Source organism: Gluconacetobacter sacchari (assembly GCF_014174255.1).
Classification (GTDB): Bacteria; Pseudomonadota; Alphaproteobacteria; order Acetobacterales; family Acetobacteraceae; genus Gluconacetobacter; species Gluconacetobacter sacchari.
Genome location: NZ_JABEQJ010000026.1, coordinates 53,767 through 70,072 on the forward strand (window position 1 = coordinate 53,767; position 16,306 = coordinate 70,072).

General features: G+C 65.9%; 18 protein-coding genes and 1 pseudogene. 8 read left to right on the plus strand and 11 right to left on the minus strand.

The window, feature by feature from the left end; genetic code table 11:
- Positions 1-5: 5 nt before the first annotated feature.
- The 3 genes from HLH48_RS17140 to HLH48_RS17150 are packed head-to-tail and all read right to left on the minus strand — an operon-like array spanning position 6 to position 2,997.
- Positions 6-1,082: an HlyD family secretion protein gene (locus HLH48_RS17140; RefSeq protein ID WP_182998703.1), complete on the minus strand. Its 1,077-nt coding sequence runs from the start codon at positions 1,080-1,082 to the stop codon at positions 6-8.
- A gap of 59 nt (positions 1,083-1,141) precedes the next feature.
- A complete protein-coding gene (locus tag HLH48_RS17145; protein ID WP_182998704.1) occupies positions 1,142-1,297 on the minus strand; it encodes a hypothetical protein in 156 nt (51 codons plus the stop codon).
- Between the two features lie 44 nt (positions 1,298-1,341).
- On the minus strand, positions 1,342-2,997 hold the full coding sequence (locus tag HLH48_RS17150) for an MFS transporter (protein WP_182998705.1): 1,656 nt from the start codon (positions 2,995-2,997) through the stop codon (positions 1,342-1,344).
- A gap of 265 nt (positions 2,998-3,262) precedes the next feature.
- Here HLH48_RS17150 and HLH48_RS17155 point away from each other — a divergent pair, with 265 nt between their 5' ends.
- Positions 3,263-4,240, plus strand: a complete 978-nt coding sequence (locus tag HLH48_RS17155; protein ID WP_246387430.1) for a LysR family transcriptional regulator — start codon at positions 3,263-3,265, stop codon at positions 4,238-4,240.
- Between the two features lie 2 nt (positions 4,241-4,242).
- On the opposite strand, the gene HLH48_RS17160 is transcribed toward HLH48_RS17155, so the two are convergent.
- Both HLH48_RS17160 and HLH48_RS17165 read right to left on the minus strand, forming a co-directional pair.
- Positions 4,243-5,172 (minus strand): ketopantoate reductase family protein, encoded by a 930-nt coding sequence (locus HLH48_RS17160; RefSeq protein WP_182998706.1) that lies wholly within the window; start codon positions 5,170-5,172, stop codon positions 4,243-4,245.
- 157 nt (positions 5,173-5,329) lie between these two features.
- Positions 5,330-6,121: an NAD(P)H-dependent oxidoreductase gene (locus HLH48_RS17165; protein ID WP_182998707.1), complete on the minus strand. Its 792-nt coding sequence runs from the start codon at positions 6,119-6,121 to the stop codon at positions 5,330-5,332.
- A gap of 101 nt (positions 6,122-6,222) precedes the next feature.
- Between HLH48_RS17165 and HLH48_RS17170 the strand changes: the two genes are divergently transcribed.
- Positions 6,223-7,140 carry a LysR family transcriptional regulator gene (locus HLH48_RS17170; protein ID WP_182998708.1) on the plus strand — a complete coding sequence of 306 codons (918 nt, stop codon included), beginning with the start codon at positions 6,223-6,225 and terminating at the stop codon, positions 7,138-7,140.
- A 16-nt stretch (positions 7,141-7,156) separates the two neighbouring features.
- Here HLH48_RS17170 and HLH48_RS17175 read toward each other — a convergent pair whose 3' ends face one another.
- On the minus strand, positions 7,157-7,729 hold the full coding sequence (locus HLH48_RS17175) for a hypothetical protein (protein WP_182998709.1): 573 nt from the start codon (positions 7,727-7,729) through the stop codon (positions 7,157-7,159).
- 87 nt (positions 7,730-7,816) lie between these two features.
- Between HLH48_RS17175 and HLH48_RS17180 the strand changes: the two genes are divergently transcribed.
- Both HLH48_RS17180 and HLH48_RS17185 read left to right on the plus strand, forming a co-directional pair.
- On the plus strand, positions 7,817-8,521 hold the full coding sequence (locus tag HLH48_RS17180) for a FadR/GntR family transcriptional regulator (RefSeq protein ID WP_246387431.1): 705 nt from the start codon (positions 7,817-7,819) through the stop codon (positions 8,519-8,521).
- Between the two features lie 77 nt (positions 8,522-8,598).
- Complete coding sequence (locus HLH48_RS17185) at positions 8,599-9,663, plus strand: linear amide C-N hydrolase (protein ID WP_182998710.1); 1,065 nt, start codon at positions 8,599-8,601, stop codon at positions 9,661-9,663.
- Positions 9,664-9,681: 18 nt separating this feature from the next.
- On the opposite strand, the gene HLH48_RS17190 is transcribed toward HLH48_RS17185, so the two are convergent.
- On the minus strand, positions 9,682-10,431 hold the full coding sequence (locus tag HLH48_RS17190) for a GNAT family N-acetyltransferase (RefSeq protein ID WP_182998711.1): 750 nt from the start codon (positions 10,429-10,431) through the stop codon (positions 9,682-9,684).
- Positions 10,432-10,546: 115 nt separating this feature from the next.
- Between HLH48_RS17190 and HLH48_RS22985 the strand changes: the two genes are divergently transcribed.
- Positions 10,547-11,140 carry an LLM class oxidoreductase gene (locus tag HLH48_RS22985; RefSeq protein ID WP_220795176.1) on the plus strand — a complete coding sequence of 198 codons (594 nt, stop codon included), beginning with the start codon at positions 10,547-10,549 and terminating at the stop codon, positions 11,138-11,140.
- Here HLH48_RS22985 and HLH48_RS17200 read toward each other — a convergent pair.
- Positions 11,046-11,723 (minus strand): TetR/AcrR family transcriptional regulator C-terminal domain-containing protein, encoded by a 678-nt coding sequence (locus HLH48_RS17200; RefSeq protein WP_182998712.1) that lies wholly within the window; start codon positions 11,721-11,723, stop codon positions 11,046-11,048. The two genes, HLH48_RS22985 and HLH48_RS17200, sit on opposite strands and share 95 nt — an antisense overlap.
- Positions 11,724-11,846: 123 nt before the next feature.
- On the opposite strand from HLH48_RS17200, the gene HLH48_RS17205 reads away from it, so the two are divergent.
- The 3 genes from HLH48_RS17205 to HLH48_RS17215 all read left to right on the plus strand — a co-directional run bounded on the left by HLH48_RS17205 (position 11,847) and on the right by HLH48_RS17215 (position 15,330).
- Positions 11,847-12,230, plus strand: a complete 384-nt coding sequence (locus tag HLH48_RS17205) for a hypothetical protein (RefSeq protein ID WP_182998713.1) — start codon at positions 11,847-11,849, stop codon at positions 12,228-12,230.
- A 16-nt stretch (positions 12,231-12,246) separates the two neighbouring features.
- Positions 12,247-13,083, plus strand: a complete 837-nt coding sequence (locus tag HLH48_RS17210; protein ID WP_182998714.1) for an AraC family transcriptional regulator — start codon at positions 12,247-12,249, stop codon at positions 13,081-13,083.
- Positions 13,084-13,152: 69 nt separating this feature from the next.
- A complete protein-coding gene (locus HLH48_RS17215) occupies positions 13,153-15,330 on the plus strand; it encodes a TonB-dependent receptor (protein ID WP_182998715.1) in 2,178 nt (725 codons plus the stop codon).
- A 123-nt stretch (positions 15,331-15,453) separates the two neighbouring features.
- On the opposite strand, the gene HLH48_RS17220 is transcribed toward HLH48_RS17215, so the two are convergent.
- From HLH48_RS17220 to HLH48_RS23320, 3 genes and pseudogenes are all read right to left on the minus strand, one after another.
- Positions 15,454-16,032 carry an MAPEG family protein gene (locus tag HLH48_RS17220; protein WP_343065438.1) on the minus strand — a complete coding sequence of 193 codons (579 nt, stop codon included), beginning with the start codon at positions 16,030-16,032 and terminating at the stop codon, positions 15,454-15,456.
- A pseudogene (locus HLH48_RS17225) lies at positions 15,978-16,130 on the minus strand (integrase core domain-containing protein); the annotation flags it as partial. The gene HLH48_RS17220 and the pseudogene HLH48_RS17225, both read right to left, overlap by 55 nt.
- Positions 16,131-16,177: 47 nt before the next feature.
- The coding region (locus tag HLH48_RS23320) for an IS3 family transposase (protein WP_343065439.1) at positions 16,178-16,306 on the minus strand (129 nt) is incomplete at its 5' end.

Consider the following 16,306-nt stretch of genomic DNA (forward strand, 5'->3'; position numbering starts at 1 on the left):
GACCCTCACTGCCACACATAGCGGGGGTCGTCCGCCTTCGGGCCTTCGGGGTGCGAGGCCGTGTCGATCCTGACTTCCACCGACATGCCGACCCGGACCCGCGCCGCCAGGGGCTGCCCCGGGTCGAAGGTGACGCGCACCGGCAGGCGCTGCACCACCTTGGTGAAATTGCCCGTCGCGTTGTCCGGCTGGATCGGCGCGAACGCGACGCCCGTCGCCGGCGGAATGCTGTCGACGTGGGCGCGCAGCGCCTGGCCCGGGAAGGCATCGACCCACACCGTCGCCTTCTGCCCCGGCAGGACGTGCGTCAGTTGCGTCTCCTGGAAATGCGCGACCACGAACGCATCCTGGACCGGGGTGACCGCCATCAGCGCGCTGCCGGGGTTGACGTAGTTGCCGACACGCACCCCGCGCGCGCCCACCACGCCGTCCACCGGGGCCGGAATGGTGCAGTAGGACAGGTCCAGTTCCGCCCGCTGCTCCTCGCCTTCGGCGCGGGTCAGGTTGCCTTCGGCGCGCGCGATCTGGGCGGCGAGCACGTCCTTTTCCTGGATCGCGGCCTGCACGCTGGCCTCGTCGCGGGCTTTCGCGGCGGTCGCTTCGCGCGTCTGCGCCGCAGTCCGTTGGCGCTGCTCCATCGTGCCGGCGCCGCCGGCCGCCAGGTTGCGGTACCGGGCCTCGTCCTGCTGCGCGAAGGCAAGCTGCGCGTCGTCCGCCAGCACGGCGGCCCGGGCGGCGGCGATCAGCGAGTCCTGGCGCACCAGCGTCGCGTGCAGGTTGGCGATGTCGGCGCGCGCGGCGACGACGACGCCCTGGGTCACCTTCAGCGCCGCGCGGTAATCGTCGTCCTCGATATGGGCCAGCACGTCGCCCTTGCGGACGCGCTCGTTGTCCTGCGCCATCACGGCGTCGATGCGTCCGCCCACCTTGGGCGCGACGACCGAGGAATAGGCCGACACATAGGCGTCGTTCGTCTCGACCCGCACGCCGTCTCCCAGCACGAGCCTGTCTCCGCCCCATGCCGCGACGCCCAGCACGACCACGCCGGCCGCCAGCAGCAGCGTCTTCGATGTTCCGTTCATGAATACTCCCTCTGGCGGCCCCGGCGGCCGCGTTGTCTGTCGCGGAATGCGCGGGACCGTCAGGTCAGCTTCAGGTAGATCGTCACGACGAGGGCGACGAAATAGCCCTCGATCCGGTCGCGCAGCCGCGCTTTCGGCGCGCGGACCGCGCGATCGGGTGGCGGGATGTCCGGATGCCACCGATGGCGCCAGTCCCGAGATAAGCTGGTCTTCATGTCATTCTCGCATCATTCTCGCACGAAATGCGGTCCGGCCCGCGTCAGCGCGCCGGGGCGGTCATCGACGGCGCGCGGGGCGGATAGACCCGCTGCGGCAGGACCATGTTGAGGGCGAACAGGGCGGCGCAGACGCCGATCATGATCGTGTAGATATCCGCGCAGGCCAGGATCAGCGCCTGCTCCGACGCCGCGCCATGCATCAGGACCGTCAGGTTCCATTCCAGCCGGGCCGGATCGGCGATATGCGGCGCCAGCAGGCCCTGCGCCGGGTCGCCCCAGGGCTGCAACGCGTTATGGTTGGTGCCGTAGGTATCGAGCAGCATGGTGGAATGGAACTGCTCGCGGCGGCGCAGCAGGGCCGAGATGATGCCGGCCGCGATGGCGTTGGCCAGCCCCTTGGTCATGTTGAACATGCCGGAGATGAACGGCCCGTCAGCCGGGCCCAGGCCCATCGTCGCCAGCATGAGGATGGCGATGACCATCATCGGCTCGCTGGCCACCTGCAGGAGCTGCATGGCGTAGAAATTCTCGCGCACCCAGTCGGCATCGATCCAGGTGCCCAGGAAATAGGACAGGCCCTGGATCGCCAGCCCGGCCATCAGCACATGGCGGCAATCCACCCGGCGGATGTTGCACAGGGCCGAGACCAGCGGCAGCGCCAGCAATTGCGGCACCGCGAGGATCAGCATGACCGGCGCGATCTGGATCGGGCGATAGCCGCGCACCTCCTCCAGGTAGATCGTCGGGATTTCCGCCGTGACCGCGCCCAGCATCAGCACCGCCGCCAGCGTCAGCAGCGCGTCGGTCACGTTGCGCTGCTTGAGCAGCTGGATGCGGAAGAACGGCACCGGATGGAACCATTCGTTGATGATGAACAGCACGAACAGGAACCCGCCGGCGAAGAACAGGTGCGTGATCAGCGGCGAGCGGAACCAGTCCAGCCGGTCCCCCTGTTCCAGCGCGATCACCAGCATGCAGATCGCGGGCAGCCCGGTCAGCAGGCCGCGCCAGTCGAACTGGCGGAAACGCTCAAGCCGGATCGGGTCCTGCGGCAGGCCCCAGGCCACGCAGGCCATGGAGATCAGGCACAGCGGCACGATCTGCCAGAACAGGAACGGCCAGCCGAGATATTCGAACCAGAACCCCGCCAGCGGCGCGCCGCCGAGATTCGGCCCGAACGTCGCGGTGAGGGCATAGATGCCAAGGCCGTAGATCTTGATGTTGGGCGGCAGGAAGCGCAGCGCCACCGTCATCAGCATCGGCGGCAGGCTGCCGCAGGCCAGCCCCTGCACGCAGCGCAGCAGCAGCAGGGACGACAGATTGGGCATGAAGGGCGCCATGATCCCCAGCACGCCCACCAGCCCGGTCATCGTGATCGTCAGGCGGCGGATGGAGAACGTCACCGAGCACCACGGCGCGAACGCCATCGCGGCGATGTTGAACGCCTCGAACAGCGCGATGATCCAGGTCCCGTCATCGTGGCCCAGATGGAACGCGCCCTGGATATCGGCCAGCCCGGCCTGGGTCGTGTGCTCGTTGAACCCCGCCAGCAGCACGGCCAGCAGCACGCCCCCCAGCCCCGTCGCCAGGCGCGCGCCGAATACCGGCGCCTTCGGCGGCGCGGGCGGCGGTTCGGGTTGCACGGGGGCGGGCAGCACGTCGGGGTGCGGCAACGTCAGCGTCTCGGCGTGGTCCATGGGACACCTCGCAACAGCGTCGTTTGAGCGTGTGGCCGCAGTCTTGCATTAAACATCCCATGTTTGGGAACGCTCAATTATGAAATCGTGGGAAAGCAGATGTGGAACGGTCGGATATCAGATTCCGGTTGCGACGCGTCGGCATCTCTGCCAGCGTTGGCCGAGGTGGAGGCTGGCCGCGGCATATTCATCCTATGATTGGGCGTTTGTCCGCCCTATGGTGGCCACGCCGGCATGGTATCCGGCATGACATGAGGAAGACCTGATGGCACACGTGGCGCGCGGCTACGATCTCAATCTTCTGCAAGCGATGAATGTTCTGGTCGAGGAATCGAGCGTCACCGGCGCGGCCGAGCGGTTGCAGGTCAGCGCCGCGACCATGAGCCGCACGCTCTCCCGCCTGCGCGAGACGTTTCACGACGCCATCCTGGTGCAGTCGGGCCGCCACATGGTGCCGACGCCGCGCGCCTTGCAGATGCAGCCGCGTGTCAGCCAGATCCTCTCGGCGATCAGCGACCTGTACCGTCCGCGCCACACCCTGGATTTCACCGGCCTGACGCCGACCTTCCGCATCCGCGCCGCCGACGTGGTGATCGGCCCGTACGCCGAGGCGCTGCTGCGCGCCCTGCGCGCCGACTGCCCGGACACCACGCTGATCTTCACGGCGGAATCGAACAGCGACGACAGCGATTTCCTGCGCCAGGGCGGGATCGACCTGTATATCGGTGCCACGACGTTCCTGCGTCCCGAAATCATGCGCCAGACCCTGTTCGAAAGCCGCTTTCGCGGCGTCGTGCGGGCCGGCCATCCGATCCTGCTGGGCGAAATCACCCCCCAGGCCCTGGTGGCGTACGATCACATCGCCGTTTCGCGCCGGGGGCGCCGCCGGGGGCCGATCGACGAGGTGCTCGCCGATCAATATGGGCTCGAACGGACGGTCGCGCTGCTGCTGACATCGTTCTACGCCGCGCTGCAAGGCCTGTCGCAGACCGATCTGATCCTTCCGGTGCCCGACATCCTGACCGACGCGGCGATGCTCGGCCGGCTGGGTCTCTACGGCTTTCCCCTGCCGCTGGACCTGGAGCCGGTGACGATCTTCCAGGCCTGGCATCCACGGCACGACACCGACCAGCTCCATCGATGGCTGCGGCAGAAGGTGGTCCAGATCATGGGGCCGAAGCGGCCGCCGTCGTTCGAGGCGCCGTCGATCCCCGACGATCTCAGGCTTTCGCTCCAGGCCTGAGATCAGGCCGGCCGCGCGTGCCGTTCGTAGACGTTCAGGTTGAGGTTGGTCAGGTCGAGGATCGGCGTCGCGATCTGGTGCGCGCGGCCCCGCTGCACCATGTCGCCGATGATCTGCGCCGCCTCGACGGGCGCGCCCTGCGACAGGTCGCGGAACATGGACGATGTCAGGGGCGTCTCGCGTGAGGTCAGCAGCCGGACGATGCCCTCCAGCGTCCCCTCGGCGAGCGGATGGCCGGACGCCGCCGCGATCGACGCGCATTCGGCGATGGCCGCCCGCGCGAATTCGTCACCCCCGGGCGCGGCCGCCACCTCGGCCACGGTGGCGCGCATCAGGCAGCATACGGCGCCCAGCGACGCCAGGAGAACCCACTTGTTCCACATGTCCTGAATGATGCGGCCCGACGACACGGTCTCGAATCCCGGGCTGGAAAGCGCCTCCTTGAGGTCCCGGATCGCGGACGCGTCGCCGCCGCGCCGTTCGCCGAAGGTCAGCTTGGGCAGCGCGCCCATGTGGACGACCTGCCCGGCGGCATCCAGCTTGCTGACGATCAGGCACGTTCCGCCCAGGATTTTCGGATCTCCGAAGCGCTCGGCCAGCACGTCGAGATGCCGCATGCCGTTGAGCAGCGGGATGATGCGCGTGTCCGGGCCGACGGCGGCGGCGAAATCGTCCATCGCGGCGGCGAGGGAATAGGCCTTCACGCTCAGCAGGATGACGTCATGGGGGCCGTCGATCTCGTCGGCGGTGATCGCCCGGGGCGCGAGGGCGGCATCGCCCAGCGGACTGACCAGCCGCAGCCCGTCCGCGCGCAACTGCGCCAGCCGGCCCGGACGCACCAGAAAGGTCACGTCGTGCCCCGCCAACGCCATCCGGCCGCCGAAATATCCCCCGACAGCCCCCGCGCCGACGATCAGGATTCTCGGGCCCATGGTATCGTTCCTCGTTCCGGGACGGCCGCCCGGCCGTGCCGGCGACGGAAATCCCGCCCTTGATACCATCGATCGATGCCGTCCGTGAACAGCGACATGTCACCCCGCGCGCACGAAGGCGCGCGCCCGGGGCGTCCGTCCTGCCCGCGGCGCGGCGTCAGTCGCGCTCGGGGGCGAGATGCACCTCGAAGCCGCGCGCGCCCGGGGGCGTCAGTCCCGGCAGCAGTTCCATGGTCGGGATCTGGTAGTCGCCGAAATTCTGCTTGCGGTAGGGAATGGGCGTGGTCGTCTCCAGGGTCTTCATGCGCTCCCGCAACTGCTCCGCGACCGGCGCGAATTTCGCCTCGTCCATCCGGTCGACGCGATAGGCGACGAAGGGCGGCAGCACGGTGAAGCCGGGATAGAAGAGGATGCCATGGTTGATCGGAAACAGCAGGTCGTCCATCGGGCCGTTGATCCCGCGGTCTGAATAATGCTCGGGCCAGCCGCCGGCCGTGACCATGAGCATCGCGCGCTTGCCGGCCATGACGCCTTCGCCGTACCGGTCGCCCCAGCGCTGGTCGCTATGCTCGCCCACGCCATAGGCGAAGCCCGAGGCATAGACCCGGTCCACCCAGCCCTTGAGAATGGCCGGCATGGCGAACCACCAGAGCGGAAACTGCAGGATGACCGTGTCGGCCCACAGCAGCTTCTCCTGCTCGGCCTTCACGTCGGGCGTCAGCGCGTCGGCCGCGAACCCGTCATTGGACGCCTTCCAGACCTTCAGCGGCCCGTCATCGGCCAGGGTGGGAAAATCGTCGCGGTCGATCGCGGACTTCCAGTGCATGGCATAGAGGTCCGACACCTTCACCTCATGGCCCTGGGCCGTGAGTTCGGCGACGGCGACATCGAGCAGCGCGCCGTTGAGCGAGTGTCTTTCCGGATGGGCGAAGACGATCAGCACATTCATGGTATTTCCTCGTGCGGATGGAAAAATTGGCAACTTTCCGAAGATAGGGGATCGGCTATTCTCTTCCCATATCGTCTGGGTGGAAGGGACAATGCCGAAAAATGGAGCAATCAGATGTCTCGCTCGACCGGATGCGGACATTCGTCCGCATTGCCGAACGCGGCAGTCTCGCGGCGGTCGCGCGTGAGACCGGGGCGGGCCAGTCCACGATCACCCGCCACCTGCGCGCGCTCGAGGAGGCGCTGGGCGCTTCGCTGCTGACCCGCACGACCCGCCGCATGGCATTGACCGAGGAAGGCACGCGCTACTACGCGCATTGCCTGCAAATCCTGTGCCTGGTCGAGCAGGCCAGCCAGGAAATGCGCCAGACGCGCCAGGCGACGGCGGGCACGGTGCGTATCTCCTGCACCGCCGCCCTCGGCGTGCTGCGTGTCAGCCGCATGATCTTCGCCTTCCAGGACCGGAATCCCGGGATCCGGGTGGAGTTCAGCCTGACCGACGAACGTGTCGACCTGGTGCGAGAAGGGGTCGACATCGCCATCCGTCTCGGTCCGTTGACGGACAGTTCGATGAAACTGCGCGCGCTGGGGGACAGCGAGCGTGTGCTGGTGGCGTCGCCGGACTGGCTGCGCCGCAACGGCCCCCCCAGCCGGCCCGAGGACCTGCGGGACCTGGAGGGCGTGCGTCTCTCGCGGGTCCAGGGCTCCGACCGGCTGGTCTTGGAGTCCCCGCGCGGCAAGCATCACATCGTCCCCTTCAACGGCCGCCTGAATGTCGATCACGGGCTGGCGGCGCGCGAGGCGTTCCTGGCGGGGCGCGGCTTCGGGCCGGCGCATCGCTGGCTGGTGGAAGACGGCCTCCGCGACGGCAGGCTGGAGCGCGTGCTGCCGTCCTACCGGCTCTCCCCCTCGCCCCTGAGCATGCTGATCGCGCCCGAGCGGGCGGGCCTGACGCGGGTGCGCCTCTGCGCCGGCTTCCTCGGCGACGCGATCGCGACCATACCCGGAATCGGGCGATGACGGCGCGCGGCCGCCGTCACGGCCGCGCCGCCGCGCGCGCTCGGGCACTGATGATGCCAAGCAGGCGCCTGCGCAGCAGCCCGCTGACCGGCCGGATCAGATACCAGTAGGGCGCGAAGCGCCGCCGCGCGTCGGGCGAGGGGCAGCAGACCAGCGTCTCGGTGGTCAGGTCGCACAGGCCGTCCGGAAGCGGCGTGACCGTGAAGGTCAGCAGCAGCTTGCAGACATAAGGGTCGCGGTTGTTCCTGAACTCGGCCGTCGAGGCGCATGCCACCAATCCGTAATCGGCCGCCCAGAACGCGCCGATCAGCCCGTAGGCGATCGTCAGGGGGTCGGGCTGCTCCAGGCGGGTGAAATCGTCCAGATCGAACGTCTTGCGCCGGGCCCTGCGCAGCAGGCGCCCGGGCCATTCCCGCAGCCAGAGGGCGCGCCGGGCCAGCGGGTCGTCCCGGATCCGGAATTTCGCCACCGCCGCCAGGACGGCGCCGGGTGGCGCGTGGATCCGAATCCGGTGTCTTTCCCGGAAATCCGCATGGGGGATCAGGAAGGCGGCTGCATCGCCGGCATGGTCGGGATGAATCTGTGTCATGGATCCCGTGTCATGGATGGTGTGATACAGTCTTGGCCGCGGATATAATCGTGTTCAAGAACATCCTCTCATCGGATGACAAGACAGTTGAGTGACCATTCGCCCATGACCCGTCCGGCGCCTCTCGTTCGCCTGCCCAGGCCATCCCTCGTCACCTCGGCGCTCGACGCCATGCGCGGGCAGATCGCCACGGGCGCGTGGCCGGTAGGCCAGCGGATCCCGCGCGAGGCGCAGCTTGCCGACATGTTCCAGATCGGCCGCAATACGGTGCGCGAGGCCGTCCGCGTTCTCTCGCACGCGGGGATTCTCGAAGTGCGCCAGGGTGACGGCACCTATGTCCGCCAGGTGCAGGACCCCGCCGGCATCATGCGGGCCATCAGCCGGTCGAGCCTGCGCGATCATTTCGAACTGCGCGCCGCGCTGGAGGTCGAGGCCGCGCGCCGCGCCGCCGAACGCCGGTCGGAGCACGACCTTCGCGCGATGGAAAAGGCGCTGGAGGCCCGGGGCGAGTGGAGCGGGACGGGCGATATCGACGCGTTCCTCGAACGCGACGCGGCCTTCCACCTGGCCGTTGCCGAGGCGGGGCAGAACGGCGCGCTGACCGAGCTTTACCGCTATTTCCTGACCGCCGCGCGGCAGGCCGCGCGCGCCGCGCTGATCGAGCACAACGTCACCGAGCCCGGGCTGGTGCCGCACCAGCGCCTGTTCCAGGCGATCGCGGCGCGGGACGGCGCCCGGGCGGCCCGCGCGGCCAGGGCGGTGCTGCGTCCCCTGATCAGGACCCTGTCCTGAGCGCCAGGCCGATTCGACCGTCGCGCCGCAAGGGTCTATCATGCCCGCCGCCATGATCGAGTGGGACGGAGCCCCGGATGCCGATAAAACGCTCTTTCGCGACGGCCTGCGCGGCCCTGGCCCTGTCCGCCGGCCTGGCGGCCCCGCCCGCCGCCGACGCCTGCACGCGCTTCGTCTATCAGGGTGCCGAGGGTGAAGTGATCACGGCGCGCTCCATGGACTGGAAGACCGATGTCGGAACCAATCTCTGGGTCTTTCCGCGCGGCATGAAGCGGTCGGGCGAGGCGGGGCCGCATTCGATCCGCTGGACATCGCGATATGGCAGCGTGATCGCGTCGGGCTACGACGTCGCCACCACCGACGGCATGAACGAGGCAGGCCTCGTCGCGAACGTGCTCTGGCTGGTGGAATCCTCCTATCCCGCCTATGACGGCAAGACCCCCGGCCTGGCGCTCTCGGCCTGGGCGCAATACGTGCTGGACAATTTCGCCACCGTGCAGCAGGCGGTCGACATGCTGGCACGGCAGCCCTTCACGATCGTCACCGCCAACGTGCCGGGCGAAAGCAGGCTCGCCACCCTGCACCTCTCGCTCTCGGACGCATCCGGCGACAGCGCGATCATCGAATATATCGATCACAGGCAGGTCATCCACCACAGCCGCGCCTACCAGGTGATGACCAACTCCCCGACCTTCGAACAGCAACTCGCCCTGAACGCATACTGGACGCAGATCGGCGGCACCGTGATGCTGCCGGGCACCAACCGCGCCTCCGACCGTTTCGCGCGGGCCGCCTTCTACGTGAATGCGATCCCGAAATCCGAGAACCCGGTCGAGGCCATCGCCAGCGTCTTCAGCGTGATCCGGAACGTCTCCGTGCCCTTCGGCATCACGACGCCCGACCAGCCCAACATCTCCTCGACGCGCTGGCGCACGGTCGCCGACCAGAAGCGCAAGCTCTATTTCTTCGAATCCGCCCTGACCCCCAACATCTTCTGGGTCGATCTGAAGACGCTGGATTTCTCGGAGAAGACCGGGAAGGTGATGAAGCTCGACCTCGGCCCCAACCAGACGCACATCTATTCCGGCGTGGCCAACGACCGGTTCAGGGTGGCCGCGCCTTTCAGGTTCCTCGGGCTCTGAACATTTCGGCCGTCCCTCCTAGGGTTTTCGCAGAACGCTCGCGGTCACGACCTGGTGGGCGGCAAATCCCAGCGACCGATAGAGCGCGATCGCCGAGATATTGTCCGTGTAGGTATGCAGGAACGGCGTCTCGCCACGCTCCAGGATACGCCGGGCGACCGCGCGCATCAGGAATCCGGCATATCCGCGTCCCCGATGGTCAGGATGCGTGCATACGCCGCTGATCTCGGTGAAATGGCCCGGCTTCATGCGTTCTCCGGCCATGGCGACCAGGCGCCCCGCCGCGCGCAGGCCGACAAAGCCGCCCAGTCGCCAGCTTTCCGCCAGAAAGGGGCCGGGTCTGGCGAGCGCGGCAAGGGCCCGCATCTCGGCGGCGTCGTCCTCCCCCAGAACGGAGAAGGAAAAGTCACAATCGCCGCCGGTCATATGCGTCGCCACCATTTGCAGGCATTCGGCGGTGCTGACGTATTCCAGGCCGGGCGGGGCGGGGTAACCTGCTTTCTCCACGAGCCAGACCTCCTCGCCGGGAGCGAGCAGGTCCGCCAGCGCCCGCAGGTCGCCGTCCCCGGTCCCGGCGCACGCACCGAACGGTGTCACCGTCGTCCGATAGCGCAATGCCTGGCGGTTTCCCACGGCGAGCGCGCCCTGCCGTCCGGTCAGCGCATGCCATACGGGGCGGTCCAGACACGCGGGCGAAGACAAGTCCGGAGGGCGGGTCAGCAGATGCCGGGCGGTGGCCAGGGCGTCCGCGAGCGTCCGCCGCTTCATTTATGACATTCCCCAGTTCGTCGATGCCATCGTCACCCGGATGGGCTAGGCAGCGGCAGCGTTCAAGAAATCTGCCAAACAGCGTCACAAATAAAAAGAAGAATCAGGAGGCGACATGTTGGACCTGGCGACAACCGAAGGGCGTGCGCGCACGCGGACGAACGCGCTTTTCAACGACAACAAGCTGAAGCTGGGCCTGTTCGGCCTGAACTGCGACAGCGGCTGCGCGATGACCCTGGTCGAAGAGCGGCACAAGCTGACCTGGGCGCTGACGAAGGAAATCGCCCAGGTCGCCGATCGGGCGGGAATCGAGGCGCTGGTGCCGGTGGCGCGCTGGGCGGGGCTGGGCGGGCCGACCAATTTCAACGGGCGGAACTTCGAGACCTACACCTGGGCCGCTGGGCTCGCGGCGGTCACCGACCATATCACGCTGACGCAGGCCGGCCGATCTCTCGCGCGACGGCGAGGATTATGTCGGTATCCTGTTGCAGCGTTCCGGCTCGACGATCTGCGACGACGGCCACGGCGAGAAACTGATCCGGCCCGGCGAGGTCTGCGTCTGGCTCAGTGGCCACCCCGCGTGGCCCGGCATATCGGCTTCCCGACCGATACATCTACGATTTTACGGACGCGCTCCGTGCCGAACGCACCCGTGGCGCCGCTTCCTTCCTCTCCAGACCGTGAAGCCAGGAATCGACGCCCCGCCTGAAGCGCGCGTCGAAATCGCTGGCCAGGATGGTATCGACGCAGCGGCTCAAGGACGGAAAGCGGCGGGACGCGGGTTCGGCGAGCAGGCGGCGCATGCCCGCGACCGTCCCGTCGTCCGCCGATACCCATCGCTCCTGAAATCCCTGCTCCTCGATCGCGTGTCCGAGAATATAATAAACGATATTGAACATCTCGTCGGCTGCGCCACGCTCGTCCAGCCCCTTTTGCATCAGGGCGCCAAGCGCGATATCGGCGACCGCGAGAACATTCTCCCCCATGACATAGGTTCCCGCATAAACCCGCGCGCCGTCGCGCCGCGAAAGCAGCGCCCTCCGCATGGCGTCAGCCAGCGACCGCAGGACGGTATCAGGCGGCTCCCCCGGCGGAATCGCCGCCGGGACCGGGGCGATGATGGCATCCGCCATCTGGTCGAGCAGCGCCTGCTTGGACGGAAAATGCCAGTAGAGCGTCGGCGCCTGAACCGCCAGGCGCTTGGCCAGCGCACGCATCGTCAGCCCGTCGAGCCCGACCTCGTCCAGCAAGATCAGGGAAGCCGCGACCACCTTGTCCCTTTCCAGCGCCATGCTTGACTCCCTAACACCGTTAGGCACATTAATCTAACACCGTTAGAGTGCCGTCAAGACGCATCCCGGAGTCTCTCCCGGCACGCGGACGGACCGCCCACGGCAGGCATGCAGGAGAAGACGATGCTGATCGACGAGTCGCGCGCGCCCTTCATCTTCGCGCGCAGAGAAGCAACCTCAGATATCCCTCTCGACGAACAGTTCCGCAGGCTCCTCGAGAAAGGAGCATCGTTCGTCCTGCTCACGCACCACGCGTCGGACGACCACCGCGACGAGACGCACGAACAACGCAAGCAACGCGCCCTGTTCCTCAAAGTGATAAAGGGCCGGATGCGCGCGCTATGCAGAGGCATGATCGTGATAGACGGCGCGGATCCCGTTCCGGCACCCATGCGCCTATCGATGGCGATCGCGGGCAAGGCGTTCGGCTTCCCGATCGCGTTCGTGCCCGATGAGGCGACGGCGATCGAGCGGGGGGAAAAGTTGCTGGCGCAGAAACAGGAATAGAAGATCGGACGAGAGGATGCCGGCCTCCCCCCTTCCGGGCATCGACGTCGATCAGGTGCGCCGCCCCGTGTTCAGTGTCCTCGGCACGCAGGGCGTCATCGACGAAACGGCGCCTCATCGGCATATCAAGGCGCAGATGCTGTGCGTCCTGAAAGGCTCGATCACGATCAGGACCGAGGACGCGCTCTGGCTGGTCCCGTCTCATTGCGCGCTCTGGCTTCCCGCGGGAACCGTTCATTCCGGCAAGGCCAGCGGCCCGACCGAGCTATGCAATCTTTTCATCCGTGAAGACCTGGCCGCGTCCCTGAACGAGACATGCGGGGTTCTGCTCGTGCCACCGCTTCTGCGCGAACTCATCCTGCGGCTGGACTGCCGCCGGCCGCCGGATCCGCGGGGGACCGAGCGCGAGGCCCGGCTGGTGCCGGTCCTGCTCGACGAGATCCGCGCCGCGCCGATGGCACCCGTCCGCTTGCCGATGCCCCACGATCGGCGCCTGCGTCGCCTCGCCACGATCCTGTCCCGGAATCCGGCCTCGCGCCGGACTCTTTCGGAATGGAGCGAGCAGGTCGGCATGAGCGACCGCACGCTCACCCGGCTGTTTCAACGCGAGACAGGCATGTCGTTCGCGCGGTGGCGCCAGCAGGCTCATGTCGCCGCCGCGCTTCAGCGCCTGGCGGCGGGCGACCTCGTGATGAACGTGGCGACGGACCTCGGTTATGAAAGCACCAGCGCGTTTATCGCCATGTTCCGGCGGATACTCGGCACCACCCCCGCCCGCTATTTCAGCACGCGCGATCCCGGCGCGGCACCGGCGGCGGATCGGGCGGGCTGGCGCGATCGCGCTATAGATTGACCGGCTCGCGTTATCCGATGATTTGCAATTGCGACATAGTCGCGTTTACAATTTTTCGGGAATGTCCCTATGCCGCGCCGCCGCCGTTTCTCCCCAACCCCGTCCGCCCGTCACCCGTTATCGGCGCTGCTGGTTCTTGCCGTCTTCGCGCGGCAATCCGATCCTGCGCTGGCCGACACATCCACCGCGCAAGGGCCTGCCGTGCCGATCCAGACGCGACCCGAGGAGCAAGCCGGTCGTCCGGCAAGGCTGGAGACCATCGTCGTAACGGCGCGCAAGACGCGCGAGGCGCTTCAGAACGTCCCGGAAAGCATCACGGTCGTCAGGCCGGCGGCGATCGAGGCTCTGCGGCTCGAACCCGTGGAGGCGATTGCCCGGAATGCGCCGAACACGCTGTGGACCAACTGGGGCTCGGCCGCGAGCTTCCTCTCCATTCGTGGCGTCAGTTCCCTCGGAACGCCGCTGAACAATAATGACGGTACCGTTTCATTCAATATCGACGGCGTTCCGGGCAGCATGCTGTCGCTGAACAATCCGTTGCTCGACGTCAAGCAGGCGGAAGTATTGCGCGGGCCGCAGGGAACGCTCTGGGGCGCCAACTCCCTCGGTGGAACGATCAACGTCACGACCAACCAGCCGGATGGAACGCGGGATATCCACGTCACCGCCGAAGGCGGGTCGAACGGCTACGGCATGGGAGAAGCCGTGGCAGGCGGCAGGATCGTGCCGGGAGAACTCGACGGTCGTCTCGCGATCCGCTTCAGCGGCTACGGGGGCGATGTCGCGAGCCTCCATACCCCGCAACTCAATGCCCGCAACATCCAGGCCTTCCGCGGAGGCTTCCGCTTTATCGCGCGGGACGGCACCACGGCGACACTCACAGCCAATTACTCCCACGACGGCGATGACGCCCCATTCTTTCTCCTCAGATCGGCCAGGAATTTCCCGATCAGCGGCAGCCTGACGAAACCGAACGCGGAAATCCAGCAGGGCGGCGCGACGCTCACCGTCCAGCACAGATCCGATCGATTCAACCTGACCTCTCTGACGGCGTTCCAGCACAATGTCAGCAACGTGTACGTGGACAGGACGGACCAGATCGTCGATGAAAAACTCGGGCTTCCATCCTTCCTCATCACCAGTTCTCCCGGCTTCACGGACGATACGGAGAATATCTACAGCCAGGAACTGCGTCTGAATTCTCTTGAAGGCGCTCCCTTGCGATGGGTGCTCGGCACCTCGGCGATCTATACGGATGCCGATCGCGATTTCTCATCGGCGGCGAACGTCGTGCCAATGACGGCGATCAGCCATCTGAGAACGCTGAATTACGGTCTGTTCGGCGACACGACCGTCAATCTGTCCGAAAGATGGGCGATCTCTCTCGGCGGGCGTTTCAGCTACGACAAGATCTGGGCAACCGATTCCAATAGCGCCCACCTCGCGTCCCTGGCTGGTCGGAGTACGACAGACCAGCCTTACCCGACCGGCCGCGTCGCACTCGCCTATAAATGGAGCAGCGACGTGACGAGCTATGTATCGGCCGCGCGCGGCCATTCAAGCCGGATCTATCCACTTTACGCCATGCCGGTCAACGGAGCGCTCTCGTCGCCATATCCGGCCGGTACGGGCTGGACCTACGAAGCCGGCACGAAAATGAACCTTCTTTCAGGCCGGGCGGATATGGAGGTGAGCGCCTTCTACAACAGCATACATGATGGCGTTCTGACGTACCTCAACCCATCGACGGTACAATTCATGACATCGTATCAGAATTATCATACGGAAGGTTTCGAGGCGCAGGGGCGGGTCATGCTCGTCACGGATCTCATTCTCGATGGCGGCGTCGGATACACGCGCGCAACCCTGGGGCGCGGCAGTTCCGGCGCCTCCTTCAAAGGCAATGATGTGCCCAACGTGCCGGACTGGACCGCGAATATCGGCCTTCACTATACGGCACAGGCAACGAGGCTCGGGCTTTCCGGCACGATTCCGGTCGGGATCACCTATCAATATGTGGGCGCACGCACCGCCGACGTCGAGAATTCCTTCGGCCTGCATCCCTACGGGCTGGTCAACGTGAATATCGGCTGGCAAAACAGGGGAGGCGACCTGAAAATATACGCCTTTGCCAGAAATCTTCTCGACACGCGCTACGAGGTCTATGGCGCCAGCCTCGATAACCAGGCCACCGTCATGGTCGGGACCGGCCGGATCGCGGGCGGAGGAATCAGCAAGTCATTCTAGGAGCCCGTCCAGGATCATGGGAAAGAGTCATGAGTCTCCGCCGACACAAGGAAAGCGCCGGACGCCCTCCCTCCCTCCCGCCATGCGCGACAATATCCGCCGTGCGGCGCAAATCGCCGAAGTTCAGATAAGACAGAGAATGGAAAATAGGATCGAGAACACAGTCGGATAAAAAGTCAGTCCAAAACCGCAGGCTCTATGGGAAGCCCCTTTTGAATAACCAACCCAGAACAAGACGCGCCCGACGACGAAAAGAAAGACAAGAGCCGGTATGATGTCCAGGTTCTCTTTCCTGGTAGCAATGAGGGAAAAATAAGAACCGACCGCGAGAATCACTTGCTCAAGCGTATTCTGAAGAACGGCCCGGTCAATGGACACTTCTCTTGTCGGCGCGGTAAGGCCGCTTCCGTCAATGTCCTGGGGAGAAAAAAACCGGGCCGTTGCCACCCGGGCAATGGCAGCCAACAGGCACAGAAAGCAGAAACTATCCCACTTGCAGACAAACATAACCGCATCGACATATGAAAAATCAGTCGGTATGAAGAACTTAAAATACCATTGCATGGCAATGACGACGATCGAGATCGCCCCTCCGGCAGCCATGCCCTTTGCGGTTCCATCCTGTTTTATCGATAGCGGCATCGTTTTTATCCATCCCGTAAAAAAATCGAGCTTCCGGAAGCCCCACGGCCCTCGTCCCATCTGACGTAACCGATGGCGCTGTGCGGACGTGTATTGTTGTACCAGTCGACCCATTTCAGGGTTTCCCATTCCACCTGTCCGACGGACGTCCATGGGCCGAGGTACTTGATTGGACTTGCCCCGCAAAAGTGGAGAGCTATCGGGATCAGGTCGCCTGCCTTTCGTATGCAGCCGGGCTGATGAAGTCCAGTGACGAATGGCGCCGGACAGGATTGTAGAAACTGTCGATGTAACGGCCGATAGCATTCTCGGCATCCTGTCGGGTCAGGAAGAT

Excerpts from the sequence above, each read along its gene's own strand:
- HLH48_RS17140 (WP_182998703.1), bottom strand. The coding sequence starts at position 1,082 with ATGAACGGAACATCGAAGACGCTGCTGCTGGCGGCCGGCGTGGTCGTG.
- HLH48_RS17145 (WP_182998704.1), bottom strand. The coding sequence starts at position 1,297 with ATGAAGACCAGCTTATCTCGGGACTGGCGCCATCGGTGGCATCCGGAC.
- HLH48_RS17150 (WP_182998705.1), bottom strand. The coding sequence starts at position 2,997 with ATGGACCACGCCGAGACGCTGACGTTGCCGCACCCCGACGTGCTGCCC.
- HLH48_RS17155 (WP_246387430.1), top strand. The coding sequence starts at position 3,263 with ATGGCACACGTGGCGCGCGGCTACGATCTCAATCTTCTGCAAGCGATG.
- HLH48_RS17160 (WP_182998706.1), bottom strand. The coding sequence starts at position 5,172 with ATGGGCCCGAGAATCCTGATCGTCGGCGCGGGGGCTGTCGGGGGATAT.
- HLH48_RS17165 (WP_182998707.1), bottom strand. The coding sequence starts at position 6,121 with ATGAATGTGCTGATCGTCTTCGCCCATCCGGAAAGACACTCGCTCAAC.
- HLH48_RS17170 (WP_182998708.1), top strand. The coding sequence starts at position 6,223 with ATGGAGCAATCAGATGTCTCGCTCGACCGGATGCGGACATTCGTCCGC.
- HLH48_RS17175 (WP_182998709.1), bottom strand. The coding sequence starts at position 7,729 with ATGACACAGATTCATCCCGACCATGCCGGCGATGCAGCCGCCTTCCTG.
- HLH48_RS17185 (WP_182998710.1), top strand. The coding sequence starts at position 8,599 with ATGCCGATAAAACGCTCTTTCGCGACGGCCTGCGCGGCCCTGGCCCTG.
- HLH48_RS17190 (WP_182998711.1), bottom strand. The coding sequence starts at position 10,431 with ATGAAGCGGCGGACGCTCGCGGACGCCCTGGCCACCGCCCGGCATCTG.
- HLH48_RS22985 (WP_220795176.1), top strand. The coding sequence starts at position 10,547 with ATGTTGGACCTGGCGACAACCGAAGGGCGTGCGCGCACGCGGACGAAC.
- HLH48_RS17200 (WP_182998712.1), bottom strand. The coding sequence starts at position 11,723 with ATGGCGCTGGAAAGGGACAAGGTGGTCGCGGCTTCCCTGATCTTGCTG.
- HLH48_RS17205 (WP_182998713.1), top strand. The coding sequence starts at position 11,847 with ATGCTGATCGACGAGTCGCGCGCGCCCTTCATCTTCGCGCGCAGAGAA.
- HLH48_RS17210 (WP_182998714.1), top strand. The coding sequence starts at position 12,247 with ATGCCGGCCTCCCCCCTTCCGGGCATCGACGTCGATCAGGTGCGCCGC.
- HLH48_RS17215 (WP_182998715.1), top strand. The coding sequence starts at position 13,153 with ATGCCGCGCCGCCGCCGTTTCTCCCCAACCCCGTCCGCCCGTCACCCG.
- HLH48_RS17220 (WP_343065438.1), bottom strand. The coding sequence starts at position 16,032 with ATGGGACGAGGGCCGTGGGGCTTCCGGAAGCTCGATTTTTTTACGGGA.